The 25,154-nt window shown below is 67.2% G+C and carries 28 protein-coding genes; 7 read left to right on the plus strand and 21 right to left on the minus strand.

Features of this window, described 5'->3' with window-relative positions; genetic code table 11:
* Genes lysA through argH form a run of 3 tightly spaced genes read right to left on the minus strand, consistent with a single transcriptional unit; the run spans position 1 to position 2,921 of the window.
* Positions 1 to 1,293, minus strand: coding sequence for a diaminopimelate decarboxylase (lysA, locus tag PBT88_RS00140; protein ID WP_270077245.1), 1,293 nt, complete (start codon positions 1,291 to 1,293; stop codon positions 1 to 3).
* A 9-nt stretch (positions 1,294 to 1,302) separates the two neighbouring features.
* Entirely contained in the window at positions 1,303 to 1,548 is a 246-nt protein-coding gene (locus tag PBT88_RS00145; protein ID WP_270077246.1) for a hypothetical protein, read from the minus strand.
* A complete protein-coding gene (argH, locus tag PBT88_RS00150; protein ID WP_270079340.1) occupies positions 1,545 to 2,921 on the minus strand; it encodes an argininosuccinate lyase in 1,377 nt (458 codons plus the stop codon). Before argH ends, PBT88_RS00145 begins: the two co-directional genes overlap by 4 nt.
* 148 nt (positions 2,922 to 3,069) lie before the next feature.
* Between argH and PBT88_RS00155 the strand changes: the two genes are divergently transcribed.
* On the plus strand, positions 3,070 to 3,561 hold the full coding sequence (locus PBT88_RS00155; RefSeq protein WP_270077247.1) for a TlpA family protein disulfide reductase: 492 nt from the start codon (positions 3,070 to 3,072) through the stop codon (positions 3,559 to 3,561).
* Positions 3,562 to 3,709: 148 nt separating this feature from the next.
* Here the strand turns inward: PBT88_RS00155 and PBT88_RS00160 are convergent, their stop codons facing one another.
* The 11 genes from PBT88_RS00160 to PBT88_RS00210 form a co-directional block, all read right to left on the minus strand.
* Positions 3,710 to 4,132: a type II toxin-antitoxin system PemK/MazF family toxin gene (locus tag PBT88_RS00160; RefSeq protein ID WP_270077248.1), complete on the minus strand. Its 423-nt coding sequence runs from the start codon at positions 4,130 to 4,132 to the stop codon at positions 3,710 to 3,712.
* A gap of 84 nt (positions 4,133 to 4,216) precedes the next feature.
* Positions 4,217 to 4,978 (minus strand): glutaminyl-peptide cyclotransferase, encoded by a 762-nt coding sequence (locus PBT88_RS00165; protein WP_270077249.1) that lies wholly within the window; start codon positions 4,976 to 4,978, stop codon positions 4,217 to 4,219.
* Complete coding sequence (gene dapD, locus PBT88_RS00170; RefSeq protein ID WP_270077250.1) at positions 4,975 to 5,799, minus strand: 2,3,4,5-tetrahydropyridine-2,6-dicarboxylate N-succinyltransferase; 825 nt, start codon at positions 5,797 to 5,799, stop codon at positions 4,975 to 4,977. Before dapD ends, PBT88_RS00165 begins: the two co-directional genes overlap by 4 nt.
* Positions 5,796 to 6,467, minus strand: a complete 672-nt coding sequence (locus PBT88_RS00175) for a pyrimidine 5'-nucleotidase (protein ID WP_270077251.1) — start codon at positions 6,465 to 6,467, stop codon at positions 5,796 to 5,798. Before PBT88_RS00175 ends, dapD begins: the two co-directional genes overlap by 4 nt.
* A gap of 53 nt (positions 6,468 to 6,520) precedes the next feature.
* A complete protein-coding gene (locus tag PBT88_RS00180) occupies positions 6,521 to 6,898 on the minus strand; it encodes a HesB/IscA family protein (protein ID WP_270077252.1) in 378 nt (125 codons plus the stop codon).
* Between the two features lie 115 nt (positions 6,899 to 7,013).
* Complete coding sequence (locus PBT88_RS00185; protein WP_270077253.1) at positions 7,014 to 7,532, minus strand: SUF system Fe-S cluster assembly protein; 519 nt, start codon at positions 7,530 to 7,532, stop codon at positions 7,014 to 7,016.
* Between the two features lie 10 nt (positions 7,533 to 7,542).
* On the minus strand, positions 7,543 to 8,760 hold the full coding sequence (locus PBT88_RS00190) for an aminotransferase class V-fold PLP-dependent enzyme (protein WP_270077254.1): 1,218 nt from the start codon (positions 8,758 to 8,760) through the stop codon (positions 7,543 to 7,545).
* Positions 8,757 to 9,836: a SufD family Fe-S cluster assembly protein gene (locus PBT88_RS00195; protein WP_270077255.1), complete on the minus strand. Its 1,080-nt coding sequence runs from the start codon at positions 9,834 to 9,836 to the stop codon at positions 8,757 to 8,759. The genes PBT88_RS00190 and PBT88_RS00195 overlap by 4 nt, the downstream gene beginning before the upstream one ends.
* A 124-nt stretch (positions 9,837 to 9,960) precedes the next feature.
* On the minus strand, positions 9,961 to 10,716 hold the full coding sequence (gene sufC / locus PBT88_RS00200; protein ID WP_270077256.1) for a Fe-S cluster assembly ATPase SufC: 756 nt from the start codon (positions 10,714 to 10,716) through the stop codon (positions 9,961 to 9,963).
* 112 nt (positions 10,717 to 10,828) lie between these two features.
* Positions 10,829 to 12,322 (minus strand): Fe-S cluster assembly protein SufB, encoded by a 1,494-nt coding sequence (sufB, locus tag PBT88_RS00205; protein ID WP_270077257.1) that lies wholly within the window; start codon positions 12,320 to 12,322, stop codon positions 10,829 to 10,831.
* On the minus strand, positions 12,322 to 12,828 hold the full coding sequence (locus PBT88_RS00210) for an SUF system Fe-S cluster assembly regulator (protein ID WP_270077258.1): 507 nt from the start codon (positions 12,826 to 12,828) through the stop codon (positions 12,322 to 12,324). The genes sufB and PBT88_RS00210 overlap by 1 nt, the downstream gene beginning before the upstream one ends.
* A gap of 216 nt (positions 12,829 to 13,044) precedes the next feature.
* Between PBT88_RS00210 and PBT88_RS00215 the strand changes: the two genes are divergently transcribed.
* Positions 13,045 to 14,082 (plus strand): quinone-dependent dihydroorotate dehydrogenase, encoded by a 1,038-nt coding sequence (locus PBT88_RS00215; RefSeq protein ID WP_270077259.1) that lies wholly within the window; start codon positions 13,045 to 13,047, stop codon positions 14,080 to 14,082.
* Positions 14,083 to 14,179: 97 nt separating this feature from the next.
* Positions 14,180 to 15,964, plus strand: coding sequence for an AMP-dependent synthetase/ligase (locus tag PBT88_RS00220; RefSeq protein WP_270077260.1), 1,785 nt, complete (start codon positions 14,180 to 14,182; stop codon positions 15,962 to 15,964).
* Here PBT88_RS00220 and PBT88_RS00225 read toward each other — a convergent pair.
* From PBT88_RS00225 to PBT88_RS00255, 7 genes are all read right to left on the minus strand, one after another.
* A complete protein-coding gene (locus tag PBT88_RS00225; protein ID WP_270077261.1) occupies positions 15,958 to 16,347 on the minus strand; it encodes a hypothetical protein in 390 nt (129 codons plus the stop codon). The genes PBT88_RS00220 and PBT88_RS00225 overlap by 7 nt on opposite strands.
* 62 nt (positions 16,348 to 16,409) lie before the next feature.
* Positions 16,410 to 17,150, minus strand: a complete 741-nt coding sequence (gene gloB / locus PBT88_RS00230) for a hydroxyacylglutathione hydrolase (RefSeq protein ID WP_270077262.1) — start codon at positions 17,148 to 17,150, stop codon at positions 16,410 to 16,412.
* 5 nt (positions 17,151 to 17,155) lie between these two features.
* Positions 17,156 to 17,572, minus strand: a complete 417-nt coding sequence (locus tag PBT88_RS00235) for a VOC family protein (RefSeq protein WP_270079341.1) — start codon at positions 17,570 to 17,572, stop codon at positions 17,156 to 17,158.
* A gap of 35 nt (positions 17,573 to 17,607) precedes the next feature.
* The gene (locus PBT88_RS00240; protein ID WP_270077263.1) at positions 17,608 to 18,402 is read right to left on the minus strand and encodes a tetratricopeptide repeat protein; all 795 of its coding nucleotides are present in this window, start codon (positions 18,400 to 18,402) and stop codon (positions 17,608 to 17,610) included.
* The gene (locus PBT88_RS00245) at positions 18,399 to 19,163 is read right to left on the minus strand and encodes an alpha/beta fold hydrolase (RefSeq protein WP_270077264.1); all 765 of its coding nucleotides are present in this window, start codon (positions 19,161 to 19,163) and stop codon (positions 18,399 to 18,401) included. Before PBT88_RS00245 ends, PBT88_RS00240 begins: the two co-directional genes overlap by 4 nt.
* Positions 19,151 to 19,405 carry a DUF6356 family protein gene (locus tag PBT88_RS00250; protein ID WP_270077265.1) on the minus strand — a complete coding sequence of 85 codons (255 nt, stop codon included), beginning with the start codon at positions 19,403 to 19,405 and terminating at the stop codon, positions 19,151 to 19,153. Before PBT88_RS00250 ends, PBT88_RS00245 begins: the two co-directional genes overlap by 13 nt.
* Before the next feature lie 30 nt (positions 19,406 to 19,435).
* A complete protein-coding gene (locus PBT88_RS00255) occupies positions 19,436 to 20,692 on the minus strand; it encodes a dicarboxylate/amino acid:cation symporter (RefSeq protein ID WP_270077266.1) in 1,257 nt (418 codons plus the stop codon).
* A gap of 120 nt (positions 20,693 to 20,812) precedes the next feature.
* Between PBT88_RS00255 and PBT88_RS00260 the strand changes: the two genes are divergently transcribed.
* The 4 genes from PBT88_RS00260 (at position 20,813) to infC (ending at position 25,149) form a co-directional block, all read left to right on the plus strand.
* Positions 20,813 to 22,123, plus strand: a complete 1,311-nt coding sequence (locus PBT88_RS00260) for a hypothetical protein (RefSeq protein WP_270077267.1) — start codon at positions 20,813 to 20,815, stop codon at positions 22,121 to 22,123.
* A gap of 71 nt (positions 22,124 to 22,194) precedes the next feature.
* Complete coding sequence (thrS, locus tag PBT88_RS00265; protein ID WP_270077268.1) at positions 22,195 to 24,201, plus strand: threonine--tRNA ligase; 2,007 nt, start codon at positions 22,195 to 22,197, stop codon at positions 24,199 to 24,201.
* Positions 24,198 to 24,530 (plus strand): YnfA family protein, encoded by a 333-nt coding sequence (locus tag PBT88_RS00270; RefSeq protein ID WP_407696486.1) that lies wholly within the window; start codon positions 24,198 to 24,200, stop codon positions 24,528 to 24,530. The genes thrS and PBT88_RS00270 overlap by 4 nt, the downstream gene beginning before the upstream one ends.
* 109 nt (positions 24,531 to 24,639) lie before the next feature.
* Positions 24,640 to 25,149, plus strand: coding sequence for a translation initiation factor IF-3 (infC, locus tag PBT88_RS00275; RefSeq protein ID WP_270077269.1), 510 nt, complete (start codon positions 24,640 to 24,642; stop codon positions 25,147 to 25,149).
* Positions 25,150 to 25,154: the final 5 nt, after the last annotated feature.

Raw genomic sequence — 25,154 nt, forward strand, 5'->3', positions numbered from 1 at the left:
TCAATCCTCCGTCGGTTGTTCGAAAATCCAGGCTGGAACGCTGTCGGCGGCGATCAGTGCCTCGACCGGCTGGCGTGCCCGCACAATTTCCCAGCGATCGCCGGACACCATCACTTCCGGCGTCAGCGGGCGGCTATTGTAGGTGCTCGCCATGGTCGCGGCATAGGCGCCGGCGGTCATGAAGGCGAGGCGATCCTGCTGCTTCACCTTGTCCATGCCACGCCGCATCGCGAAGGTGTCGCCGGTCTCGCAGACCGGGCCGACGACATTGGCCTCGAACCGCTCGCCGGACGGGCGGACGGCGCGGATATGGTGCCAGGCGTCGTAGAGCGCGGGGCGCATCAGGTCGTTCATCGCCGCGTCGACGATGACGAACGGCGAATGGACGCCGGGCTTCACCCGGATCACGCTGGTGACCAGCACGCCGGCATTGCCGACGATGAGCCGGCCGGGCTCGAAGATCAGGCGGCAGGCCCAGCCCGCGGTCGCTGCGGCCACCATCGCGCCATAGGCGGCCGGCGAAGGCGGCGCCGGCAGGGCGGGATCATAGGACACGCCGAGGCCGCCGCCGAGATCGGCCGTGCGGATGTCGTGCCCGTCCGCCCGCAGGGTCTCGATCAGGGCGCCGATCCGGGCGAAGGCCTGGCGGAGCGGATCGAGATCGGTGAGCTGGCTGCCGATATGGACCGCGACGCCCTGCACCGCGAGGCCCGGCAAGGCGGCAGCGCGGGCATAGGCCTGGGGCGCGGTGTCGAAGGCGATGCCGAACTTGTTCTCGGAGCTGCCGGTCGAGATCTTGGCATGGGTGCCGGCATCGACATCCGGGTTGACCCGATAGGCGACGCGCGCCGTCACGCCGAGGGCGGTTGCGACCTCGGACAAGGTGATCGCCTCTTCCTCGGATTCGAGGTTGAACTGGCCGATGCCCTCGCGCAGCCCCAGCGCCATCTCCTCGGCGGTCTTGCCAACGCCGGAGAAGATGATGCGCTCGGCCGGAATGCCGGCGGCGCGAGCCCGCTTGAGCTCGCCGCCCGATACGACGTCCGCGCCACAGCCCAACCCGGCAAGAACGGAGAGCACCGCCGCATTGGGATTGGCCTTCACCGCGAAGGCGACGAGCGGGGCCTGCCCGTCATGGACGAGGCTGCCGACGGCATCGCGGAAGACATGGACATGGCGACGGATCGTCGCCGCCGAATAGACGTAGACGGGCGTGCCCACCGCATCGGCGATCGCGTCCAGCGGCACCTGCTCGGCGTGCAGGGCGCCGTCGCGGAGATCAAAATGGTCCATGGGATCGGGTCAGCCGGGAGGAGGGAGATCGAAGCGATCGGGGGCGAGCGGCTGGGATTTGATGACCAGCTCGTCATCGCGCGTCGGCTTGGCCTGCGCCGGCAGCGAGAGCAGCGCGGCGACGCCCGGCTGGGCGCTCGCGGTCAGCGCCTTGGGCGGCAGCGCCTTGCCGTCGGCCGGTCGCAGCACCGGCCGCTTGCCGCAGCCGGCGAGCAGGACGAAGGCGCCGAGCGCTGCGATCGCGGCCCTGTTCATGTGTTCATCCCCAATACCGTCCTGGCGCGCGTCACCGCCTCGCGGACCCGCACCGGCGCGGTGCCGCCCTCGCTGGCCCGCGCCGCGACCGAGGCATCCACCGATAGCGCGTCCCGCACCCCTGCGTCGATGCGCGGATCGACCGCCTGCAATTCGGCGAGGCTGAGGTCGGAGAGCGCGCAGCCCTTGCCCTCGGCCAGCTTCACCACCGCGCCGGTGATGTGATGCGCCTCGCGGAAGGGCACGCCCGCCACCCGCACCAGCCGGTCGGCGAGATCGGTCGCGGTGGAGAAGCCGGCTTCGGCGGCGGCGCGCATCCGATCGGTGCGGAAGGTCAGCGTCTCGATCATCCCGGTCATCGCCGCGATCGACAGTGCCAGCAGGTCGTGCGCCTCGAACACCGGCGGCTTGTCGTCCTGCATGTCCTTGGAATAGGCCAGCGGCAGGCCCTTCATCGTGATCATCAGCGACGTCAGGCAGCCGGCGATCCGCCCGCTATGCCCGCGCACCAGCTCGGCCGCATCGGGGTTGCGCTTCTGCGGCATGATCGAGGAGCCGGTCGACCATTGATCGGGCAGCGCCACGAAGCCGAACGGCTGGGAGGCCCACAGCACGATTTCCTCGGCCAGCCGCGAGAGGTGGAGCGAGGCCTGCGCGGCACTCATCAGATAATCGAGCGCGAAATCGCGATCGGATACCGAATCGAGCGAATTGGCGGTCGGCCGGTCGAAGCCGAGCGCGCCCGCGGTCGCCTGCCGGTCGATCGGGAAGCCGGTGCCGGCCAGCGCGGCGGCGCCGAGCGGCGATTCGTTCATCCGCACCCGGGCGTCGGCGAAGCGCGAGCGATCGCGGCGGACCATCTCGTAATAGGCCATCAGATGATGGCCGAGCGTTACCGGCTGTGCCGCCTGCAAATGGGTGAAGCCGGGAATCACGCTCGCCGCATGCTCGTCGGCGCGGGTGACGAGTGCCGCCTGGAGCGCGGCGAGGCCAGCATCGACCGCGTCGATCGCATCGCGCACCCACAGGCGGAAGTCGGTCGCGACCTGGTCGTTGCGCGAGCGGGCGGTGTGGAGACGGCCCGCGGCCGGGCCGATCAGCTCCGCCAGCCGGCTCTCGGTCGCCATGTGGATGTCTTCGAGCGTGAGATCGACGGCGACGCCGTGGGCCTCATATTCGGCCGCGACGCGATCCAGACCGGCGGCGATTGTAACCGAATCGGCCTCCGCGACGATTCCCTGTTTGCCGAGCATGGCGACATGGGCCTTGGAGCCGGCTATGTCCTGTCGCCAGAGCCTCTTGTCGAACGGGATCGAAGCGTTGATCTCGCGCATCACCGCGGCCGGGCCTTCAGCGAAGCGCCCGCCCCACATCTGGTTGGAGCTGTCCTTGCGCCCCTCACCCTTTCCGGCGTTTTCGTCGTCCGCGCTGATCGCCTGTCTCCCGCTCGTCATCGCCCTTGGAATCGGGGCTTGCGATAAGGCCAAGCCGGCCAACGAGCAAGCAAGCGCCGGTAACAATGTGAGCAACAATAGCGCCGTCGCCGATGCCTTCCCCACCGCACCGGCCGCCGATGGCGTCGATCGCAGCCACAAGGGCGAGGCGATGCCGGCAATGCCGTTCGCCGCGCCCGGCGGCGCACCGGCCACGTTGGCGAGCTTCCGCGGCCATCCGGCGTTGGTCAATCTGTGGGCGACATGGTGCGCGCCCTGCGTGAAGGAACTGCCCGCGCTCGACCAATTGGCGGCGGACAGCACCGGCAAGATGGCGGTCGTGGCGATCAGCGAGGACATGGGCGGCGATGCCGACGTCCAGCCCTTTTGGAAATCCCACGGCATCAAGGCGCTGACTGCCTATACCGATGCCAAGAACAAGCTGATGACGGCGGTCGGCGCGGCCGAATTGCCGGTCACCATCCTCTATGATGCGAAGGGCAAGGAAGTCTGGCGCACTGCCGGCGGCAAGGACTGGACCGGCCCGGATATGGCGAAGCTGCTCGCTGAGTCACGATAAAAACGAAACCCCCGAACCGCAAGGTCCGGGGGTTAATCGAACTATGCCTAGCTTGTTATCGCTATCGGCATAGTCGCCTCCTTGCGGAGGTCTTGAGGCTCAGCGAGTTTCCTCCTGAGCGAGCGAGAGCGATATGAGTCGCCGACTCCTATTTGTCAAGTGGTATAAGCAAAGCATGCCGAATGGCTTGATGGATAGTTGAGAAATGCTCATCGGAAATGCGCAAGTTATTAAGGTATTTACGTTTTCCGTATTGATCCCTTGCCGTTCTGAATAAATCCAAGCGGTCAAAGCCGACGGTCGCAATCATATCCGCTTTGACCCACCATATTGTTTCGGCAAAGGGGGCCGGCAGCGGTTGATCCAATTCGATTCGGCAATGATACCTGTTTCTGGCATCTGACGGTGTGCCGCTCAGCGGGACTACCGTGTGCAGGTTGCCTCTCCCCGGAAGGGCGCCAGTAATCACGACTGCGGGTCTGCGTTTGACCATTTCCGGCGGTCGAAAACCGCCGGCGCTATAATCGCATATCAAGATTGTTTTCGGTTTGACCGGATACTGGATCGGCATAACACTTCGTCAGGCTAAAACACCTGAATAGACAGTGCTGTTGCCCTTTCGCAACGGGAATACATCGTCTGTCGACAGAGAGATTTAGCCCGTATGCCCCGGCAGCGCGATCTGGAACAGCATCGGCCAATCCTTGCCCGTCACGTAGAGCCGATCGGTCGCATGGTCGTAGGCGATGCCGTTGGGCACCGCGTCGACGCCGGTGGTGCCGGCCTTGTCCCACAGCGCGCGCAGGTCGATCCAGCCCTTCACATGGCCGGTGCGCGGATCGATGCGGGCGATGTAGGCGGTCTGCCAGATGTTGGCGAGGATCTCGCCATGGACATATTCGAGCTCGTTGATCTGGTCGATCGGCTTGCCCTCTGCGGTCACCTTCAGCCGACCCGTCACCTTCAGCGTCGCCGGATCGAGAAAGCGCAGCACCGAGGTGCCGTCGGACAGGATGATGCGATGCGCGTCGCGCGTCATCGCCCAGCCTTCGCCGTCATAATGCCATTCACCGGCCTTGGTGAGCCCGTCGAGATTCCAGACGAAGCCGCGCCCGCCGTGCCAGGTGACGCTGTAGAGCTTGTCACCCCAATCGACGATGCCCTCGCCGAACAGGCCGGGCGGGATCTTCACGCTCTCGATCACCCGGCCGGTGGCGAGATCCTTCCGGCGGATGAAGGATTGGCCGTCATAGCCGGTGCTCTCATAGAGCTGGCCGTCGCGGATCAGCAGGCCTTCGGTGAAGGCGCTGGTGTCGTGCGGGAAAGTGGCGAGGATGCGCGCCGGCGCGCTCGGCAGTTCGGCCGATGCGGTGCCGGCGCACAATGCCGCCAGGATCAGGGTGGCGAACGGTCTCAATCGCGGAGCAGTTCGTTGATCGCGGTCTTGGAGCGGGTCTGCGCGTCGACCGTCTTCACGATCACCGCGCAATAGAGCGAGGGGCCGCCGTTCGGATCGGGCAGCGTGCCGGGGACCACCACCGAATAGGCCGGCACCTCGCCGCGATGGATCGTGCCGGTCGCCCGATCGACGATCTTGGTCGAGGCGCCGAGATAGACGCCCATCGACAGCACCGCGCCCTCGCGCACGATCACGCCCTCGGCCACTTCGGCGCGCGCGCCGATGAAGCAGCCATCCTCGATGATCACCGGATTGGCCTGGAGCGGCTCGAGCACGCCGCCAATGCCGGCGCCGCCCGAGAGATGCACATTCTTGCCGATCTGGGCACAGCTGCCGACCGTCGCCCAGGTATCGACCATCGTGCCGCTATCGACATAGGCGCCGATGTTGACGAAGCTCGGCATCAGCACGACGCCCTTGCCGATGAACGCGCCGCGCCGCGCGATCGCGCCGGGGACGACGCGGAATCCCGCCTCGGTGAAGGTGTCGCGGGTCCAGTAGTCGAACTTGCTCTGCACCTTGTCGAAGGCGGGGGCGCCGCCGGCGCCGCCATCGATCACCTCGTTGGCGCGCAACCGGAAGGAGAGCAGCACGGCCTTCTTGAGCCACTGGTTGACGCGCCACTCATCGCCCACCTTCTCGGCGACGCGATAGCTACCATCGTCGAGACCGCGGATCGCGGTTTCCACCGCGGAGCGGATCGGCCCTGCGGTCTGATGGTCCAGCGTGTCGCGCTCTTCCCAGGCCTGATCGATGGTGGCGGTGAGTTCGGCGGTCATTCGGAGTCCCCAAGCACGGAGTGGAGCCAGTCGGCAAGATCGGTGATGGTGTAGTCGACATAGGATCGATCGGCGTCGTGGCCCTGCTCGGAGCCATTGTCGATCCATACCGTGGTCATGCCCAGCGCCTTGGCAGGCGCGAGGTTGCGCGCCATGTCCTCGACGAACAGGCTCTCCCGCGGATCGACGCCCAAGGCTTCGATCATCGCGGCGTAGCTCGCCGCGTGCGGCTTGGGCTTGTAGGCCGAGGCATGGATGTCGTGGATCGCCTCGAAGCTCTCCGACAGGCCGAGCCGCGCGAGCACCTTGCGAGCGTAGGGCTCGTCGCCATTGGTGAAGACCAGCTTGCGGCCGGGCAGGCGCGCGATCAGCCGGGCGAGGCGGGCATCCTCGGCCAGGACGTCGAGATCGATATCGTGGACGTCGGCGAGATAGTGGTGCGGATCGACATCATGCTCGTCGATCAGGCCGGAGAGCGTGGTGCCATGCTGCTGGAACCAGCTTTTCTGGATGCGGCGGGCCTCGACCAGATCGTCCAGCCCCAGCGTGCGCGCCACATAGGCGGTCATCCGCACGTCCATCAGCCCGAACAGGTCCGCGCTCGCCGGATAGAGCGTGTTGTCGAGATCGAAGATCCACGCGCGGATATGGTCGAGGGCGGGGGGCATATCCGCGCGCACCTAGCGTTGCCGTGCGCGCGCGTCCATCACACCCTGCGTCTTCACACCATGAAGCTTTCGCCGCAGCCGCACGAGCCCTTGGCGTTGGGATTGGCGAAGACGAAGCCGGCGGTGAAATCATCCTCCACCCAGTCCATCGTCGAGCCGATCAGGTAGAGCACCGATCCGCCATCGACGAAGAAGCTGCCGCCGGGCGTTTCGATCCGCTCGTCCATCGGATCGGCCTCGCCGACATAATCGACCGAATAGGCCAGCCCCGAGCAGCCGCGGCGCGGGGTCGAGAGCTTGACGCCGATCGTGCCTTCGGGCGCCTTCGCCATCAGATCTGCGATGCGCTGCTCGGCCGACGGCGTGAGATTGAGCGCGGCGGGGCGGGGGCGGCGGGGGGCGGTGGTGGTTGCGGTGGCAATGGTGGTCATGCAGACCTCCGTTCGTCCCGAGCGAAGTCGAGGGACGTGAAGCGGGTGAAAGCGAAGCGTGTCTCAACTAGGCTCGACACCAACGGAGCAAAGGGGAGGCTGAGCGCACGCCTCATCACAGCATCCCCAGTTCGAGCTTGGCCTCGTCGGACATCTTCTGCGGATCCCACGGCGGATCCCAGATCAGGTTCACTTCGGCCGAACCGACCCCCGGCACCGCGGCGACGCGCATCTCGACCTCGCCCGGCATCGATTCGGCGACCGGGCAGTTGGGCGTCGTCAGCGTCATGGTGACGACGGTGTGGCCGCCTGCGATCTCGACATTGTAGACAAGGCCGAGATCATAGATGTTCACCGGAATCTCGGGATCGTAGATGTCCTTGAGCGCGTCGATCACCGCCTCGTAAAGCGCGCCGCCGGGCTCTTCGCCGGATATCTCGGCGGGCTTCTGCGAGAGAAAACCTTCCAGATAATCCTTCGGGCGTTCGGCAATCTTCGGCTCGGCAGCGGCTGCTCCGCCAGAGGCCGTATCTTCGCGCAGATCGGCGCGCACCTCGGCGTCGTCCAGGCGCGGACGCTCGCGCTTGTCCGGCGCCGTATCCGCTTCCTCGACCATGATCCCGTTTCCGCTCATGCCAAAGACCTTACCCAAAAATCCGCGTAACACGCTCGATACCTTCGATCAGCGCCTGCACATCGTCAGGCCCGTTATAGACTCCGAACGAGGCGCGGGCCGTGGCGTCCACGCCCAGCGCCGCCATCAGCGGCTGCGCGCAATGATGCCCGGCGCGGATCGCGACCCGGCTCTCGTCCAATATGGTGCCGATATCATGGGGATGCACCCCCTCGATCGTGAAGCTGACGATGCCGGCGCTATCGTCCGGGCCGAACAGCCGCACCGAATTAATGCCGGCGAGCGCCGCCCGCGTCTCGGCCACCAGCGCCGTCTCATGGGCATGGATCGCGGGGAGGCCGATGCTCTCGACATAATCGATCGCCGCGTGCAGCCCGATCACGCCGACGATGTGCGGCGTCCCCGCCTCGAACCGCGCCGGCGCGGGGAGGAAGGTCGTCTGCTCGAACGTCACCTTGTCGATCATCGATCCGCCGCCCTGCCAGGGCGGCATCGAATCGAGAATCTCGGGCCGCGCCCACAGCACGCCGATCCCGGTCGGGCCGTAGAGCTTGTGGCCGGAGAAGGCGTAGAAATCGACGCCGAGCGCGGTCACGTCGACGGGCAGGCGCGGCACCGCCTGGCAGCCGTCGATCAGGATCTTCGCGCCGACGGCATGGGCGAGATCGGCGGCGCGCTTCACGTCGAGCACCGAGCCCAGCACGTTGGAGACATGGGCCAGCGCGACCAATTTATGATCGCGGGTAAGCATCGCTTCCGCGGCGTCGAGATCGATGCGGCCGTCTTCGGTCAGCGGGCAGACGTCGATGATCAGCCCGGTGCGCTCGCGGATCAGCTGCCACGGCACGATGTTGCTGTGATGCTCGAGCGTCGAGAGCAGGATGCGATCGCCGGGCTTGAGGTGGGTCAGCCCCCAGCTCTGCGCGACGAGGTTGATCGCCTCGGTCGCGCCGCGCACGAACACCACTTCCTGGTCCGAACCGGCACCGATGAACTGCGCCACCCGCCGCCGCGCCGCCTCATAGGCCAGCGTCATGTCGGCGGAGCGCTGGTACACGCCGCGATGCACGGTGGCGTAGGTCTGGCGATAGGCGCGGTCGATCGCGTCGACCACCGGGGTCGGCTTCTGCGCGGTCGCCGCGGTGTCGAGATAGGCCCAGCCATGCGGGATCGCCGGGAAATCGGCGACCTTGTCGAGCGGGCGATCCGAAACGAATGTCTGGGTCATGCCGAAAGCCATCCGAATGCGGTGTCCGAAAACGCCTCGCGTACAGCCTCGTCGCCAATCCGGGCGAGGGCGTCGGCGACGAAGGCGCGGGTGAGGATGGCGCGGGCCTCCTGCGGCGGGATGCCGCGCGAGGCGCAGTAGAACAGGCTCTGCTTGTCCAGCTCGCCCACCGTCGCGCCATGGCCGCACTTCACGTCGTCGGCGAAGATTTCGAGTTCCGGCTTGAGGTTCACGGCGGCGGTGCGCTGCATCAGCAGGCCGCGCAGCGATTGCTCGCCGTCGGTCTTCTGCGCGTGGCGGGCGACCTCGACGCGGGCGGCGACGGAGGCCACCGCCTGGTCGGCCGCGACCGCGCGCCAGATCTGGCGGCTCTGGCCATGGGCTGCGGCATGGCGGACGGCGAAGGCGGCATCGTGGCGCTGCTTGGCACGGCCGAGCAGGGCGCCGCCGGCCTCGGCGAAGGCCTGCTCGCCGGTGATGGTCAGATGCCCGTCGAGCCGGCTGTCGGCCGCGCCTGCGACCAGCGATGTGGCGACGAAGCTGGCGGCCTGGCCGATCTCAACGGTGTCGGCGTGGGACTGGAAGCCGCTGTCGTGCAGGAAACGGCGGGCGACCATCGCGCGGGCCGATCGGGCCAGCGTGAAGGAGGCGGCGCGGTTGGACCAGCCGTCACCGGCATAGCTTTCCACGATCGAGGCGACCGCATCCTCCTCCAGCGTCACCTGCGCGGCGAGATGGTTGGCACCGCCACTGGCGACATGGACGATCTGGATCGGGTCGGTCGCGGCATCCTGGCCGAGCGTCAGCGACCAGCCGGCGTTGCCGGCGAGGCGGCCGAGCGCGTGCTTCGCGGCCGTGGCATCGGCGGGGCCGATCTGGACGGGGCCGGGATTGGACCGGCTGGCATCATAGACGCCGTCCACGAACAGCAGGCGCGGGCCGGCGATATCGATCCACAGCTCGTCGATCGTGCGGGGCTGGCCGCTGGGCTTGCCCTCGGCCAGCGCCGGGAGCGCAGCGAGATCCGACCAGCGCCAAGCCTCGTCGCGGATGGTGGGGAGGGCGAGAGCGGTCATGCGACACACCCCTTCTTCGTCATCCCGGACTGGGTCGGGGATCCAGACGCACTCGGCCCGATCCTCTCGCGCTGCGCGTCTGGATCCTGACCTTCGTCAGGATGACGGAAGGAAAGACGCTGCATCACGCCGCCACCTCTCCGATCGTTTCGGCATAGCCCTCGCGCTCCAGCTCGATCGCCAGCTCCGGCCCGCCCGAGCGGACGATGCGGCCGGCGGCCAGCACATGCACATAGTCCGGCTTCACATAATCGAGCAGCCGCTGATAATGGGTGATCAGCAGCACCGCCTTGTCGGGCTTGCGCATGATCGTGTTGATGCCGTGGCCGACGGCCTTCAGCGCATCGATGTCGAGGCCGCTGTCGGTCTCGTCCAGGATGGCGAGCTTGGGCGCGATGATGCCCATCTGGACCATCTCGTTGCGCTTCTTCTCGCCGCCCGAGAAGCCGACATTGACGGGCCGCTTGAGCATGTCGGGATCGAGGCCGAGCGCATCGGCCTCGCCGCGCGCCAGCTTGATGAACTCGCCGCCCGAAAGCTCCTTCTCGCCGCGCGCGGTGCGCTGGGCGTTGAGCGCGGTGCGCAGGAACTGGAGATTGGAGACGCCGGGGATCTCGACCGGATATTGGAAGCCCAGGAACAGGCCGGCGGCGGCGCGCTCATGCGGTTCGAGGGCGAGCAGATCCTGCCCGTCGAAGGTCGCGGTGCCATCGGTCACCTCATAGCCCGGCCGTCCGCCGAGCGTGTAGGCGAGCGTCGACTTGCCGGCGCCGTTCGGCCCCATGATCGCATGGATCTCGCCCGGATTGATGGTGAGCGTGATCCCCTTGAGGATCGCCTTGCCGGCGGTCTCGGCGTGGAGGTTTTCAATCTTGAGCATTGCTTTACGCTTCCGTTCAAATCCGTTCGTGCCGAGCGCAGTCGAGGTACGTGCCCCGAGCGCTCCGTCTGCCGCCCGTCCCTCGACTTCGCTCGGGACGAACGGTTGAAAATTATCCCACACTGCCTTCGAGGCTAATCCCCAGCAGCTTCTGCGCCTCGACGGCGAACTCCATCGGTAGCTGTTGCAGCACCTCGCGGGCGAAGCCGTTGACGATCAGCGCCACCGCTGCCTCGGCATCCAGCCCGCGCGACATCGCGTAGAAGAGCTGGTCGTCGCTGATCTTGGAGGTGGTCGCCTCATGCTCGATCTGGGCCGACGGATTGCGCACCTCGATATAGGGCACGGTGTGCGCGCCGCACTGGTCGCCGAGCAGCAGCGAGTCGCACTGGGTGAAGTTGCGCACGCCCTCGGCGGTCGGCCCGACGCGGACGAGGCCGCGATAGGTGTTGTCCGATCGCCCCGCCGAGATGCCCTTCGACACGATGGTCGAGCGGCTGCCCTTGCCGAGATGGATCATCTTGGTGCCGGTATCGGCCTGCTGGCGGTTGGTGGTGACAGCGACCGAATAGAATTCGCCGACGCTGTTCTCGCCGGCCAGCACGCAGCTCGGATATTTCCACGTGATCGCGCTGCCGGTTTCCACCTGGGTCCAGCTCACCTTGCTGTTCTTGCCCTGGCAGAGCGCACGCTTGGTGACGAAATTGTAGATGCCGCCCTTGCCGTCGGCATCGCCCGGATACCAGTTCTGCACGGTCGAATATTTGATCTCGGCATCGTCCAGCGCGACCAACTCGACCACGGCGGCGTGGAGCTGGTTCTCGTCGCGCTGCGGGGCGGTGCAGCCTTCCAGATAGGAGACATGGCTGCCCTTGTCGGCGACGATCAGGGTGCGCTCGAACTGGCCGGTATTCTCCGCATTGATGCGGAAATAGGTGGAAAGCTCCATCGGGCAGCGCACGCCCTCGGGGATGTAGACGAAGGTGCCGTCCGAGAAGACCGCGCAGTTGAGCGCGGCGAAATAATTGTCATGCTGCGGCACGACCTTGCCGAGCCACTTGCGGACCAGATCGGGATATTCCTTGATCGCTTCCGAGATCGAGCGGAAGATCACGCCCGCCTTCTCCAGCTCGGCGCGGAAGGTGGTGGCGACCGACACGCTGTCGAACACCGCATCCACCGCGACGCGGCGCTTGGGCGGCGCATCGGGATCGACCTCTTCGACCACGCCGGCGAGCAGCTTCTGCTCGGCGATCGGGATGCCGAGCTTCTCATAGGTGCGCAGGATCTCGGGATCGACCTCGTCCAGCGAGCCGAGCTTGGGCTTCGCCTTGGGCGCGGCGTAATAATAGGCGTCCTGATAGTCGATCGGCGGCACGTTGAGCTTGGCCCAATCGGGCGGCGTCATCGTTAGCCACAGGCGATAGGCCTTCAGCCGCCAGTCGAGCATCCATTCCGGCTCATTCTTCTTGGCGGAGATGAAGCGGACGGTATCCTCGCTCAATCCCTTGGGCGCGAATTCCTGCTCGATATCGGACGAGAAACCCCACTCATAGGTGGAGAGCTTCTCGGCGGCCGCGAGGGCTTCGAGATTCTGGGTGGCCATTACGCAATACCTACCGACATGAGATCCGTTCGTGCTGAGCCTGTCGAAGCACCGCCCGTCCCCTTCGCGGAGAAGGGCAGCCGTTCGACAGGCTCGGGGCGAACGGGGTGAGAGAGCGAGGCCAGCGACACGCCGGCGAAGGCGCCACGCACGGCATCGTTCACCACGCCCCAATGCGGGCGGACCTTGCAGGCATTTTCGAGCGCGCAATCATGCTTGGCCTCGTCGACACAGGAGGTCAGCGCGATCGGCCCCTCCACCGCCTCGACGATGTCGGCGAGATTGATCGTTTCGGCCGACCGCGCCAGCATGAAGCCGCCCGCCGCGCCGCGCGAGGAAGCCAGCAGGCCGGCGGATGTCAGCTTGCCCATCACCTTCTGCGCGGTGGGCAGCGGCACGCCGGTCTCGGCCGAGAGGTTGGTCGCGGAGAAGCGGGCGTCGGCGCCATGGCGCGCGGCGGCGGCCATCATCACCACGGCATAATCGGCTAGGCTCGAAAGACGCATGTCTTGTTGCGATCCATTCTCAATCCGGACTGATTCGATCCGAATTGCCATGTGGTCCCGGCAGGGGGCGCGGTCAAGGGCGATCAGTCCCTATCAGCCACTCAATTTGGGCCTCACCGCTTTCGGGAATCGGGTGCGGCGTCGGTGGTGCTTCCCCTGCTCGGGTACGACCGAAGTGAGGATGACAGCGGGCGCGGCGTGCATTAGCGCCGCGTCATGCTCTACCCCTTTATCCGTCCGCTGATCTTCCGCCTCGATGCGGAGAGGGCGCATCACTGGTCGCTGGCCGCGCTCGAGCGATTCCCCCGGCGATCGCCGCCGGCTGCCGATCCCCGGCTCGCGGTGCGGATCGCGGGGCTGGATTTCCCGAATCCGGTCGGCCTCGCGGCAGGCTATGACAAGGACGCGCGCGTGCCGGATGCGATGCTGGGGCTGGGCTTCGGCTTCGTCGAGGTCGGCACGCTGACGCCGCAGCCGCAGGCCGGCAATCCGCAGCCGCGGCTATTCCGGCTGGTCGAGGATCAGGCGGTGATCAACCGCATGGGCTTCAACAATGGCGGGCAGGAGGCGGCCTTCGCCCGGCTGGCGGCGCGGGCGCGTACCGGCCAGCGCGGGGGTATCGTCGGGGTCAATGTCGGCGCCAACAAGGACGCGACCGATCGCATCGCCGATTATGCGGCCGGCGTCCGCGCGATGGCGCCGGTGGCGGATTATCTGACGATCAACATCTCGTCCCCCAACACCCCGGGCCTGCGCGCCCTGCAGGAGGCGGCGGCGCTGGACGAGCTGCTGGCCGGTGCGATCGAGGCGCGGGGCGAGGGCGGGCCGCCGATCTTCCTCAAGGTCGCGCCCGATCTGGAGCCGAACGACATCCACGCGATCGCGCGCGTCGTGATCGATCGCAAGGTCGATGCGCTGATCGTCGCCAACACCACCGTCTCGCGGCCGCCTCTGTCCTCGGGCCTCGCCGGCGAGCAGGGCGGGCTTTCGGGCGAGCCGCTGCGGCCACTGGCGCTCCAGCGGCTGCGCGATTTCCGCCACGCCACCGGCGGGCGGGTGCCGCTGATCGCGGCGGGCGGCATCGCCTCGGCGGCCGATGCCTATGCCCGTATCCGCGCGGGGGCGAGCCTCATCCAGCTCTATTCGGCATTGGTCTATGAAGGGCCGGGGCTGGCGAAGCGGATCGCAAGCGGGCTGGTGCCGCTGCTGGAGCGGGACGGATTCGGCAGCATCGCCGAGGCGATCGGCGCCTGATCGTCGCAGCGCAGGCTTGCGCTGCCTCAGGAACCGGCCGAAACCGTAGCGTCATGCGATAGCCTGCCGGCAGCGTATCGGCAGGGGCGGAGAGATTATGCGTCTGCTCGAACATTTCCCCAATCTCGTCACCATGTTCTTCACGCGCGCGGCGGAGCAGGGCGATGCCCCCTTCCTGTGGCGCAAGCAGGAGGGCGCGTGGGTGGCGATGAGCTGGCGCATAGCGGCCGGCAAGGTCGCGGCGCTGGCGGCGGCGTTGCGCGAGAAGGGCTTGCGACCCGGCGACCGGGTGCTGCTCGTCTCCGAAAACCGCCCCGAATGGTGCATCGCCGATCTCGCGATCATGGCGGCGGGCTGCGTCACCGTGCCCGCCTACACCAGCAACACCACCCGCGATCACGCGCATGTGCTGGAGAATAGCGGCGCGCGCGGCGTCATCGTCTCCACCGCCAAACTCGCAGCGACGCTGATTCCGGCGGTGCTGCGATCGGGGCAGGTGAGCCTGGTCGTCGGCATCGATGCGATGAAGATCGGCCAGCAGGGTCCGTTCGCCTTCTGTCCGTTCGATGCGCTGACCGATGCACCGGGCGATGTCGCCGCCTGCGCCGAGGCGGCCCGCGCCTTCCAGCGGGCGGACCTCGCCTGCCTGATCTACACCTCCGGCACCGGCGGTGCGCCGCGCGGGGTGATGCAGCATCATGGCGCGATCCTCCACAATGTCGCGGCGACCTCGCGCCTGATCTCGGAAGATTTCGGCTGGGGGGAGGAGATATTCCTCTCCTTCCTGCCGCTCTCCCACGCCTATGAGCATACCGCCGGCCAGCATCTGCCGATCGGGCTGGGCGGGCAGATCTATTATTCGGAAGGGCTGGAGAAGCTCGCCGCCAATATCGAAGAGGTACGGCCGACGATCATGGTGGTGGTGCCGCGCCTGTTCGAGGTGCTGCGCACCCGCATCGCCAAGGCGATCGAGAAGCAGGGGCCGGTGCCGCACTGGCTGCTCGGCCGTGCCCAGGCGATGGGCGATGCGCCGACGCTGTGGCAGCGGCCGATGGACATGCTGCTCTCCGCCACCATCCGCCGCAAGGTGAAGGGCCGCTTCGGCGGGCGGCTGAAGGCGCTGGTCTCGGGCGGTGCGCCGCTCAACCCGGAGGTTGGGCGGTTCTTCTCCTCGCTCGGGCTGACGCTGTTGCAGGGCTATGGCCAGACCGAGGCCGCGCCGGTGATCTGCTGCAACCGGCCCCGCGCCGGGATCAAGCTCGATACCGTCGGGCCGCCGCTCGCCGACACCGAGATCCGGATCGCCGAGGATGGCGAGATCCAGGTGCGCGGCGAACTGGTCATGCACGGCTATTGGCAGAATGAGGCGGAGACGGCGCGCGTGCTCGATGGCGAGGGCTGGCTGTCGACCGGCGACATCGGCCATGTCGACGGGGCGGGCCGGCTGGTCATCACCGATCGCAAGAAGGACATCATCGTCAATGACAAGGGCGACAATGTCGCGCCCCAGCGAGTCGAGGGGATGATGACGCTCCAGCCCGAAATCCTCCAGGCGATGGTGTCGGGGGATCGGCGACCCTATCTGGTCGGGCTGGTCGTGCCCGATCCCGAATGGCGGGCCGAATGGGCGCGTGATCATGGCGTGGCGGACGACGCGGCATTGGCACGCGATCCCGCCTTCCAGCGCGCGATTCAGGCGGCGGTCGATCGGGTGAATGCCGATCTGTCGAGCACCGAGAAGGTGCGCCGGGTGCTGGTGGCGGACGAGGCTTTCGCGATCGAGAATGCCGAGCTGACGCCCTCGCTGAAGATCCGCCGCCACGTCATCCGCGAACGTTACGGCGCGCGGCTGGACGCGCTCTACAAGGCGGCGGCCTATTGAGGCTTGGGCGTCTTCACCCGCGCATAGGGGACGAAATCGCCGAGCGGGCAGCCCCCGAAATCCATGCCGCTGGCTTGATCGTGGACCTGCAAGATGTCGCCGCGGCACAGCTGGTTCGAATAGGTGTGGCTGACGATGAAGCTGTCACTGCGCAAGGATGGGCAGCGTGGCGTCGGCGTGTTCAGATAATCGGGGCCGCCCTTCATGTGATAGAGGATCGCACCCTGGTCGAAGATCGTGGAGTCGTCGATCTGGGACTGCATGATGCAGCCCTGCGGCTTGCCCGGCGTGCGGCCGGCCAGCATCTTCTCCATCGAGGGCGCGCGGGCGGCCAACGGCGTGCCGAGCAAAGCGAGGATGAGCAGGGAAGCGGGGATGCGCATGGCGAAATCCTTTCTGACTCGCACGACCTGCCCCTTATAACGCGAAGACCGGGCGGTTGTGCCTAACCCTTGAAGCTGTCCTTGGCGGCGCGTCGTTCGCCCAATTCCTCGGAAGTGGCGGCACGCATGAACGGGTTGGTCGCGCGCTCGGCCGCAATGGTCGAGGGGAGCGTCGGCTTGCCCTCGGCGCGCAGCCTTTCGGCCTGGGCGAGCGCGGCCTTCGCCTCGTCATTGTTCGGCTCGGCGACCACGGCATAACGGCCATTCGACACAGTATATTCATGCCCGCAGCAGACCCGCGTCTCGCCGGGCAGGGCTTCCAGCTTGCGCATGGCGGCGAACATGTCGGCGGGCGTGCCCTCGAACAGCCGGCCGCAGCCCATCGCGAACAGCGTGTCGCCGGTGAAGACGATCGCCTCGCCCGGCAGATGGATCGCGATGTGCCCGGAGGTGTGCGCCCCGACCGCGATCGCGGTCCCCTCATGGACGCCGATGCGGACGCCATCGCCCTCGCCGATGATGCGATCGAGCGTCGGGATGCGGCCTTCCTCGGCGGGGCCGGTGATGGTCGCGCCGGTCGCCGCCTTGATCTCCGCATTGCCGCCGACATGATCGGGGTGCCAGTGGGTGTTCCAGACCTGCGTGATCGTCCAGCCGCGATCCTCGGCCGCCTTCAGCACTGGCGCGGCTTCGCCCGGATCGACCGCGACCGTCTCGCCGCTGGCCGCATCGTGCATCAGCCAGACATAATTGTCGCTGAGCGCCGGGACGGCGACGAGTTCGATCGCCTGCTCGACCGCCATCCCGCTTACCAGCTGCCGGTGTTGGGCATCGAGGCCCAGGGTTCGGCGGGGGCCAGTCGCTCGCCGGCCTGGAGCAGCTCGATCGAAATATTGTCCGGCGTGCGGATGAAGGCCATGTGGCCGTCGCGCGGCGGGCGGTTGATGGTGATGCCGGCGTCCATCAGCGTCTGGCAAAGATCGTAGATGTCCTCGACCGCATAAGCGAGATGGCCGAAATTGCGGCCGCCGTCATAGCCGGTCTCGTCCCAATTATGGGTCAGCTCCACCTCGGCCGCCTCGTCGCCGGGGGCGGCGAGGTAGATGAGGGTGAAGCGACCCTTCTCGCTTTCCATGCGGCGGGTTTCCTTCAGGCCCAGCAGCTCGAAGAAGCGGATCGATGCGGCCGGGTCCGAAACCCGGATCATGGTGTGGAGATATTTCATGGCCCGATCCATCTAGGGTCGCCGGGCCGCGATGGCTAGCGCCCGGAGGGAAGCGATTTGGCCGGTTGCGGTGGCAGCGGCGCGCCGGTCGCGGCGAGTTCGGCGCGGGCGCGCTTGGAAGCGTCGCTGCCCGGCTCGGCCGTGGCCGCGCGGGTCCACTGCTCGCGTGCCCCGCTCATGTCGCCCGCGGCGCCGGCGATATTGCCGGCCTCGTAGAGGATATCGGCCTGGTTCGGCGCGCGCGTCATCGCCTCCTTGATGTCCGTAGCAGCGCGCGTCGGGTCGTTCATCCGGCGGGCGAGGGTGGCCGAGAGCAGCCACGCCATCGGATCGGCGGGCACCAGCTTCACCGCCTGATCGAGATCGACGCGCGCGGCAGGATCGTCGTTGGCGGCGACGGCGGCGCGGGCGCGATCGAGATAGGCTTCGCCCTTCAGCGGATCGGACAGGGCCGGCGAGGCGATCGCGGTGGTCAAGGCTTCGCGCGCCTTGGCGGGATCGCCGCCGGCCAGCGCGGCATTGCCGACCGAGACCCAGAGATTGGCGGCGGCGACCGGCTGATGGGTCTGATCGGCGAGATTGGCGGCGGTGGTGAAGGCATCGACCGCGCCGGCCCAATTCTCGGCGGCGGAGCGGGCGATACCGAGGCATTGGGCGGCCGGCACGCCGCCGCCGCTCTTCGCCCAGGCGATCGCGGTCTGCTGTGCGGCGGCGGGATCGAGATCGCTCTGCCGCACGCAATCGCCGAAGCGGACCTCGCTGGAACGGAAGTCGGCGGGCCCGGTGGATGGGGTGGGGGCGGCAGCAAGCAGCAGGGCGAGCAGGATCACAGGATCTCCATCAGCGTTTCGACGGTGCGCAGCAGCAGGGCGATATCCTGCGGGCGCGACAGGCGATGGTCGCCATCCTTGACCAGGACGGTCTGCACATCGGCTGAACGGACGAGCGCGGCGATGCGCTGCGACACCCAGGTCGGCACATCCGCATCGGCCTCGCCATGGAGCAGGCGAACCGGGCCATCGAAGGCGATCGGCCCGTGCAGCAGGCGTTGCGACTCGGCCGATTGCCAGAAGGCGCGGGTCGTCACCATCGGCGGGCCATGAGGCGAAGGCTGTTCGATCCGGCCCTGCTGGAGGATGCGCATCTTTGCGTCCTGATCGAAGCCCCAGTCCGAGAAATCGGGCGCCGCCGCGATGCCGACGAGGGCGCGGACGCGATCCGGCCGGGCGAGCGCGATCAGCAGCATCAGCCAGCCGCCCATCGACGAGCCGACCAGCACGCAATCGCCCTCGCTCGCATCGACCATCGCCAGCGCATCGTCGCGCCAGCGGGCCAGCGTGCCGTCCTCGAAATCCCCTTCGCTCTCGCCGCAGCCGGAATAGTCGAAGCGCAGCATCGCACGGCCGGTCTGCTCGGCCCAGGCGTCGAGCGCGACCGCCTTGCTGCCCTTCATGTCCGAGATGTAGCCGGGGAGGAACAGCAGTGCCGGGCCGCGCCCGGGGCGGAAACGGAAGGCGAGGCGGGTGCCGTCGCCGCGATCGAGGAGAAGCGGCGCGTCGATCGGGGCTTGCGCCGGGTTCAGATCACCCATCCGCCGTAGCGCGCCTCGGTCTGGGCATCGCGCTGGGCGCCGCGCTTGCGGACCAGTCGTTCATGGAGCGCGCGGATCGTGTCGCTGCCCTTGGTCTTGAAAAAGGCCGGCACCGCGGCGTGGACGAGGCAGGCGAGACCCGCCCCGATCAGCGTGAAGCCGTAGCCCGACGCCGCGCGCATATGCTCGCTATAGGACTCGCCGACATCGGCGGGGTGATCGAGGAAGAACTTGTTCAGCATGGCGCAGGCCTCCGGCTAGGCACCCTTATCCTAGACTGGGGCCGGCGCGTCCAGCGTCTCGCGCGGCGGCGCCAGCCCGCCCTCCCACTTCGCGACCACGGCGGCGGCGACCGCGTTGCCGACGACGTTGGTCGCCGAACGGCCCATGTCGAGGAACTGGTCGACCGCGAGGATCAGCAGCAGGCCGGCCTCGGGGATGTTGAAATGGCCCATCACGGCGGCGATCACCACCAGGCTGGCGCGGGGCACGCCCGCCATGCCCTTGGACGTCACCATCAGGATCAGCACCATGACGATCTGCTGGCCGATCGGAATATCGATGCCATAGGCCTGCGCGATGAACAGGGTCGCGAAGGTCATGTAGATCATCGAGCCGTCGAGGTTGAACGAATAGCCGAGCGGCAGCACGAAGCTCGCGATCCGGCGCGGCACGCCGAACGCCTCCAGCGCCTCGAGCAGGCGCGGATAGGCGGCCTCCGACGAGGCGGTGGAGAAAGCGAGCAGCGCAGGCTCTCGGATCAGCCGGACCAGCGTGCGGGCACGGCCGCCCAGCATCACGAAGCCGGCGCCGATCAGCACCGCCCACAGCACGGCCAGCGCCAGATAGAAGCTGCCGACGAATCGTCCGAAGGTGAGGATGATCCCGGCGCCGTTGATCGCGACGGCATGGGCGATGGCGGCGAACACCGCGATCGGGGCGACCCGCATCACATAGTCGGTGATCTTGAGCATCACCGCGACCAGCGCCTCGATGCCGGTGACCAGCGGCTTCGCCTTCTCGCCCACCGCGACGATCGCGACGCCGAGGAAGATCGAGAACACCACGATCGGCAATATGTCGTTGTCGGCCATCGCCTCCGTCATCGAGGCAGGCACGATGTGGACGAGGAAGTCGTGCAGGTTGAAGGCTTTGGAATCGAGCGCCATCGTCTCGGACACGGGCGGCAGGGTGAGGCCGCTATGCGCACCGGGCGCCAGCAGGTTGACCAGCAGCAGACCCAAGGTCAGCGAGACCAGGCTCGCGCCGAGGAACCAGCCGAGCGTGCGCCCGCCGATCCGCCCCAATGCGGACGTGTCGCCCATATGCGCGACGCCGACGACCAATGTGGAGAAGACCAGCGGCGCGATGATCATCTTGATCAGCCGCAGGAACAGATCGGTGAAGATGGTGAGATAGCCCGCCCATGTCGTGAGCGCGGGTTCCGCGATCAGGGCGTGCATCGCGATGCCGGCGAGGAAGCCGAGCACCATGCCGATCAGGATGAAGAGGGTCAGGCGCCTGGCCACGATTGCTCCGCTGCTGGTGGATGGTCCACAAGAGGCGAGGCGGGCGTCCCGGTCAAGCGCGACGGCGGAACCCGGCCGGGTGCATCGCGCGTTCAAGCATCTTCACGCAGAGGGACGTTCATGAACCGCGCCGCCCTTGTCATCCTTATCCTGTTGTCGCCCGCACCTTTGTGCGCTGATGTCACGCCCGCTGCCAGCACAACCCAGATCAACGCCACGCCGGTGCGTGAGGGATGGTTCGTATGCGACGGGATCAGCGGCCCCTATGCGCTGTTCGCCGGCAAGGCGGATGGCCGGGGCGTGAGCCTGATGACCCTGCTCGATCGGCGCACCGGCCGGTTCGATACCCAGAGCTATCAGGTCGGGCCGGGCGATCCCGGCGCGGGGCAGATCAACTGGCCGCTCAGTCAGGGGGGGCAAGCGATAGGGGCCGTCCACGGCGTCAATCCCGGCATGATCGACGACGGCGGCGCGACGGTGCCGACCATCGTCGGCGTGACGATCCGCGACACCCAGCTCGATTGTCGCTGGCTCGCCCATACCCGCTTCATCGGCATCGATTCGCGGCGCAGCGTGGTGGTGACGGAGACGCCGCAGGGCCTCGTCTACCAGGCGTTCAGCTTCAACGGACGCGGGCCTGTCACCAATCCGGACGGCGTGCAGCGGAGCAACAAGCCGACGCTGCGCCTGCTCGGCGGCTCCGAGGTGGTCGGCGAGCGATCCGGCTTCCGCTTCGCTAATGCCGGCTATGCCTATTTCATCCAGCGCCCCAAGGGCCGCGAGGCGGCGACGCTCACCGTCACCCATGACGGGCGCCTGATCGGGCTCGAGAAGTTCGTCGGCTTCACCTACGCGCCGCCGATCGGCCGGGCGCCCGAAAGACTGACCGCCGCGCTTGGCCCGGATGCGGTATGGTCGGGGCAGGGCGTCGATATCTGCCGCAAGGGCGATGCGAAGGGGGTCGATAGCTGCCTGATCGAGCAGATGCGCAAGGGCGGGGCCTCCGCCGCCGCGATCGCCTTCTCGCAGCGGCTGATCGCTGGCGACAATCCCGGCTATGTCTCGGGCTGGAAGCAGGTGGGGCCGGTCGGCGTCGCCAGCGTCACCTATCCGTTTCGCGCCAACACCAATGCCGGCACCTGGCTGGTCCCCGCATCGGGCGATCCGATCGACGTCGATGCCTATCAGTTGACGGCGGAGGACAAGGCGCGCCCCGATTACAGGGCGATGGTCGCCGACAGTCCCGATGCCTTCCCGGTGCCGCCGGGAGAGATCACGATCGGCCGATCGCCGGCGGGCAATCTGCGCATCTCGATCACCACGCCCACCGCCGTCTGCCACGCCTGCGCGGCCGGGGCGTCGATCGTGGTCGGCTATGATTTCGATGCCAGCGGCCATTTCCTGTTCGCCGGCGTGGTCGCCGTCGCCTGAGCCGGGTTGCGTACAGGCGGGATGACCGTACATAGGCGGGCACTTCCAAGCCTATAGGATACGCCCTTTCCATGTCCGCGATGCTCAAGATCACGCTGCCCGACGGTTCCGTCCGTGAGGTAGCGCCGGGGACTACCCCCGCGGACATCGCGGCGGCGATCGGGCCGGGGCTCGCCAAGGCGGCGATCGCTGCCCGGGTCGACGGTGAGCTGCGCGACATCATGCGCCCGCTCGAAGGTGATACGCAGCTCGCGCTGGTCACGTCGCGCGACGAGGCCGACGCGCTCGAACTCGCGCGCCACGATTATGCGCATGTGCTCGCCGAGGCGGTGCAGAAGCTTTTCCCGGGCACGCAGATCACCTTCGGGCCGTCGACGGACGACGGCTTCTATTATGATTTCGCGCCCAAGGATCGCCCCTTCACCGAGGAGGATCTGCCCGCGATCGAGGCCGAGATGCGCCGCATCATCGCCAAGGACGAGCCGCTGATCCGCGAAGTATGGAGCCGCGCCGACCTGATCGCGCGCTGGCAGCGCGAAGGCGAGAGCTTCAAGGCCGAATGGGCCGCCGAGCTTCCCGAAGGCGAGGAACTCACCGTCTACCGCGCCGGCAAGGCCGAGGATGCCTGGCTCGACATGTGCCGCGGCCCGCATCTCGCCTCGACGGGCAAGCTCGCGCCGGACGCGTTCAAGCTGACGCGCGTCTCGGGCGCCTATTGGCGCGGCGACCAGGCCAATGCGATGCTGTCGCGAATCTACGGCACGGGCTGGCTGAGCAAGAAGCAGCTCGACGCGCATCTCGTCCGATTGGAGGAGGCCGCCAAGCGCGACCATCGCAAGATCGGCCAGGAGATGGACCTGTTCCACCTCCAGCCCGAGGCGCAGGGATCGGTCTTCTGGCACCCCAAGGGCTATATGCTGTGGCGCCAGCTCGAGAGCTATATGCGCCGCCGCCTCGACGCCGCCGACTATGCCGAGGTCAAGACGCCGCAGCTGATGGCCGCGCGCCAGTGGGAGCAGTCGGGCCATTGGGGCAAGTATCGCGAGAATATGTTCGTGGTGCCCGACGAGATTCCGAACACCGAGGACGAGGCCGCGATCTTTTCCGGCACCGCCGACCTGCTCGCGCTCAAGCCGATGAACTGCCCCGCGCACGTCCTCATCTTCCGCCAGGGGATCAAATCCTATCGCGACCTGCCGATCCGCATGGCCGAATTCGGCTGCTGCCACCGCAACGAGCCGCACGGCGCGCTGCACGGCATCATGCGCGTCCGCCAGTTCACGCAGGACGACGCGCACATCTTCTGCCGCGCCGACCAGCTCGTCGACGAGGTGCGCAAATTCTGCGACCTGCTCGACGTGGTGTACAAGGACCTGGGCTTCGAGGGCTATGCGATCAAGCTCGCGCTGCGCCCCGACAAGCGCTTCGGCTCGGAAGAAATGTGGGACTGGTCCGAACAGTCGCTGCGCGATGCGGTCAAGGCGGCCGGGCGTGACGGCCCCGAATATGGCTGGGAGGAGCTGCCGGGCGAGGGCGCCTTCTACGCACCCAAGCTCGAATTCCATTTGACCGACGCGATCGGGCGGACCTGGCAGGTCGGCACGATCCAGACCGACACGGTGCTGCCCGAGCGCTTGGATGCGAGCTATGTCGGCGAGGATGGCGAGCGCCATCGCCCGATCATGCTCCACCGCGCGATCCTGGGCTCGTTCGAGCGCTTCATCGGCATCCTGATCGAGCATCATGTCGGCAAATTCCCGCTGTGGCTGGCGCCGGTGCAGGCGGTGGTCGCGACGATCGTCTCCGACGCCGACGGCTATGCCGAGGAGGTCGCGGCGGCGCTCAAGGCGGCCGGCATCCGCGTCGAGACCGACCTGCGCAACGAGAAGATCAACTATAAGGTGCGCGAACATTCGCTCGCGAAGGTTCCGTACCTGCTGGTGCTCGGCAAGCGCGAGGCCGACGAGCGCACCGTCGCGGTTCGCCCGCTCGGCACCGATGCGCGCCAGGAGGTGATCGGCCTCGACGCGCTGGTCGAGCGACTCAAGGCGGAAGCGCTGGCGCCCGACCTGCGGTGACCGGGCTGCCGGCTACGCTGGCGGTCTATATCGCGGCCGCGCTGGCCGAGATCGGCGGGTGCTTCGCGGTCTGGTCGGTGGTGCGATCGGGGGCCAGCCCGTGGTGGCTGGCCCCCGGCTTCGCGTTGCTCTGCCTGTTCGCCTGGTTGCTCACCCTGTCCGAACCGGAAGCGGCGGGGCGGGCCTTCGCGGCCTATGGCGGTATCTATATCCTGTCGGCGATCGGCTGGATGATCTGGGTCGAGAAAGTGCCCGCGACACGCTCCGACGCGCTCGGCACATTGCTTTGTCTGGCGGGATGTTTCGTGATCCTTGCGGGTCGACGCTGACTCATCTTCCGTTTGCGTGCGGGAATCACTATATGCGCGCATTCAGGTCTCAACAGGAGAAGCCGTTATACGACCCCCGATGATGCGCCGCCCGCTCGGCGCGCCCCCTATGCCCCTCAATGGCCCGCGTTTCGACGAGTTCATCAACGTCCCCAAGGTCCGCGTGATCGATGAGGCGGGCGAGAATCTCGGCGTCATGTACACGCGCGAGGCGATGGAGCAGGCGAACGAGATGGGGTTGAATCTCGTCGAGGTGTCGCCCAACGCCGATCCGCCCGTCTGCAAGTTCTTGGACGTGGGCAAATTCAAGTACGAGGCGCAGAAGAAGGCCAACCTCGCACGGAAGTCGCAGAAGACGCAGGAGATCAAGGAGATCAAGATGCGTCCGAACATCGACGACCATGATTATCAGACCAAGATGAAGAAGATCTTCGAGTTCATCGAAGAGGGCGACAAGGTGAAATGCACCCTGCGCTTCCGGGGTCGCGAGCTCGCCCACGGCCAGCTCGGTATGCAGGTGCTCCAGCGCGTGCAGGTCGACGTGGCGGAGATCGCCAAGGTCGAGCAGTTCCCGCGCATGGAAGGCCGTCAGATGCTGATGGTGATCGCGCCTAAGTAAGGCCG

It is taken from the genome of Sphingomonas abietis (assembly GCF_027625475.1).
GTDB lineage: Bacteria > Pseudomonadota > Alphaproteobacteria > Sphingomonadales > Sphingomonadaceae > Solisphingomonas > Solisphingomonas abietis.

What these genes read in the sequence shown, in the direction of transcription:
- lysA (WP_270077245.1), bottom strand. Translation starts at nt 1,293, where the DNA reads ATGGACCATTTTGATCTCCGCGACGGCGCCCTGCACGCCGAGCAGGTG.
- PBT88_RS00145 (WP_270077246.1), bottom strand. Translation starts at nt 1,548, where the DNA reads ATGAACAGGGCCGCGATCGCAGCGCTCGGCGCCTTCGTCCTGCTCGCC.
- argH (WP_270079340.1), bottom strand. Translation starts at nt 2,921, where the DNA reads ATGTGGGGCGGGCGCTTCGCTGAAGGCCCGGCCGCGGTGATGCGCGAG.
- PBT88_RS00160 (WP_270077248.1), bottom strand. Translation starts at nt 4,132, where the DNA reads ATGCCGATCCAGTATCCGGTCAAACCGAAAACAATCTTGATATGCGAT.
- dapD (WP_270077250.1), bottom strand. Translation starts at nt 5,799, where the DNA reads ATGACCGCCGAACTCACCGCCACCATCGATCAGGCCTGGGAAGAGCGC.
- PBT88_RS00175 (WP_270077251.1), bottom strand. Translation starts at nt 6,467, where the DNA reads ATGCCCCCCGCCCTCGACCATATCCGCGCGTGGATCTTCGATCTCGAC.
- PBT88_RS00180 (WP_270077252.1), bottom strand. Translation starts at nt 6,898, where the DNA reads ATGACCACCATTGCCACCGCAACCACCACCGCCCCCCGCCGCCCCCGC.
- PBT88_RS00185 (WP_270077253.1), bottom strand. Translation starts at nt 7,532, where the DNA reads ATGAGCGGAAACGGGATCATGGTCGAGGAAGCGGATACGGCGCCGGAC.
- PBT88_RS00190 (WP_270077254.1), bottom strand. Translation starts at nt 8,760, where the DNA reads ATGACCCAGACATTCGTTTCGGATCGCCCGCTCGACAAGGTCGCCGAT.
- PBT88_RS00195 (WP_270077255.1), bottom strand. Translation starts at nt 9,836, where the DNA reads ATGACCGCTCTCGCCCTCCCCACCATCCGCGACGAGGCTTGGCGCTGG.
- sufC (WP_270077256.1), bottom strand. Translation starts at nt 10,716, where the DNA reads ATGCTCAAGATTGAAAACCTCCACGCCGAGACCGCCGGCAAGGCGATC.
- sufB (WP_270077257.1), bottom strand. Translation starts at nt 12,322, where the DNA reads ATGGCCACCCAGAATCTCGAAGCCCTCGCGGCCGCCGAGAAGCTCTCC.
- PBT88_RS00210 (WP_270077258.1), bottom strand. Translation starts at nt 12,828, where the DNA reads ATGCGTCTTTCGAGCCTAGCCGATTATGCCGTGGTGATGATGGCCGCC.
- PBT88_RS00215 (WP_270077259.1), top strand. Translation starts at nt 13,045, where the DNA reads ATGCTCTACCCCTTTATCCGTCCGCTGATCTTCCGCCTCGATGCGGAG.
- PBT88_RS00220 (WP_270077260.1), top strand. Translation starts at nt 14,180, where the DNA reads ATGCGTCTGCTCGAACATTTCCCCAATCTCGTCACCATGTTCTTCACG.
- PBT88_RS00225 (WP_270077261.1), bottom strand. Translation starts at nt 16,347, where the DNA reads ATGCGCATCCCCGCTTCCCTGCTCATCCTCGCTTTGCTCGGCACGCCG.
- gloB (WP_270077262.1), bottom strand. Translation starts at nt 17,150, where the DNA reads ATGGCGGTCGAGCAGGCGATCGAACTCGTCGCCGTCCCGGCGCTCAGC.
- PBT88_RS00235 (WP_270079341.1), bottom strand. Translation starts at nt 17,572, where the DNA reads ATGAAATATCTCCACACCATGATCCGGGTTTCGGACCCGGCCGCATCG.
- PBT88_RS00245 (WP_270077264.1), bottom strand. Translation starts at nt 19,163, where the DNA reads ATGGGTGATCTGAACCCGGCGCAAGCCCCGATCGACGCGCCGCTTCTC.
- PBT88_RS00250 (WP_270077265.1), bottom strand. Translation starts at nt 19,405, where the DNA reads ATGCTGAACAAGTTCTTCCTCGATCACCCCGCCGATGTCGGCGAGTCC.
- PBT88_RS00260 (WP_270077267.1), top strand. Translation starts at nt 20,813, where the DNA reads ATGAACCGCGCCGCCCTTGTCATCCTTATCCTGTTGTCGCCCGCACCT.
- thrS (WP_270077268.1), top strand. Translation starts at nt 22,195, where the DNA reads ATGTCCGCGATGCTCAAGATCACGCTGCCCGACGGTTCCGTCCGTGAG.
- infC (WP_270077269.1), top strand. Translation starts at nt 24,640, where the DNA reads ATGCCCCTCAATGGCCCGCGTTTCGACGAGTTCATCAACGTCCCCAAG.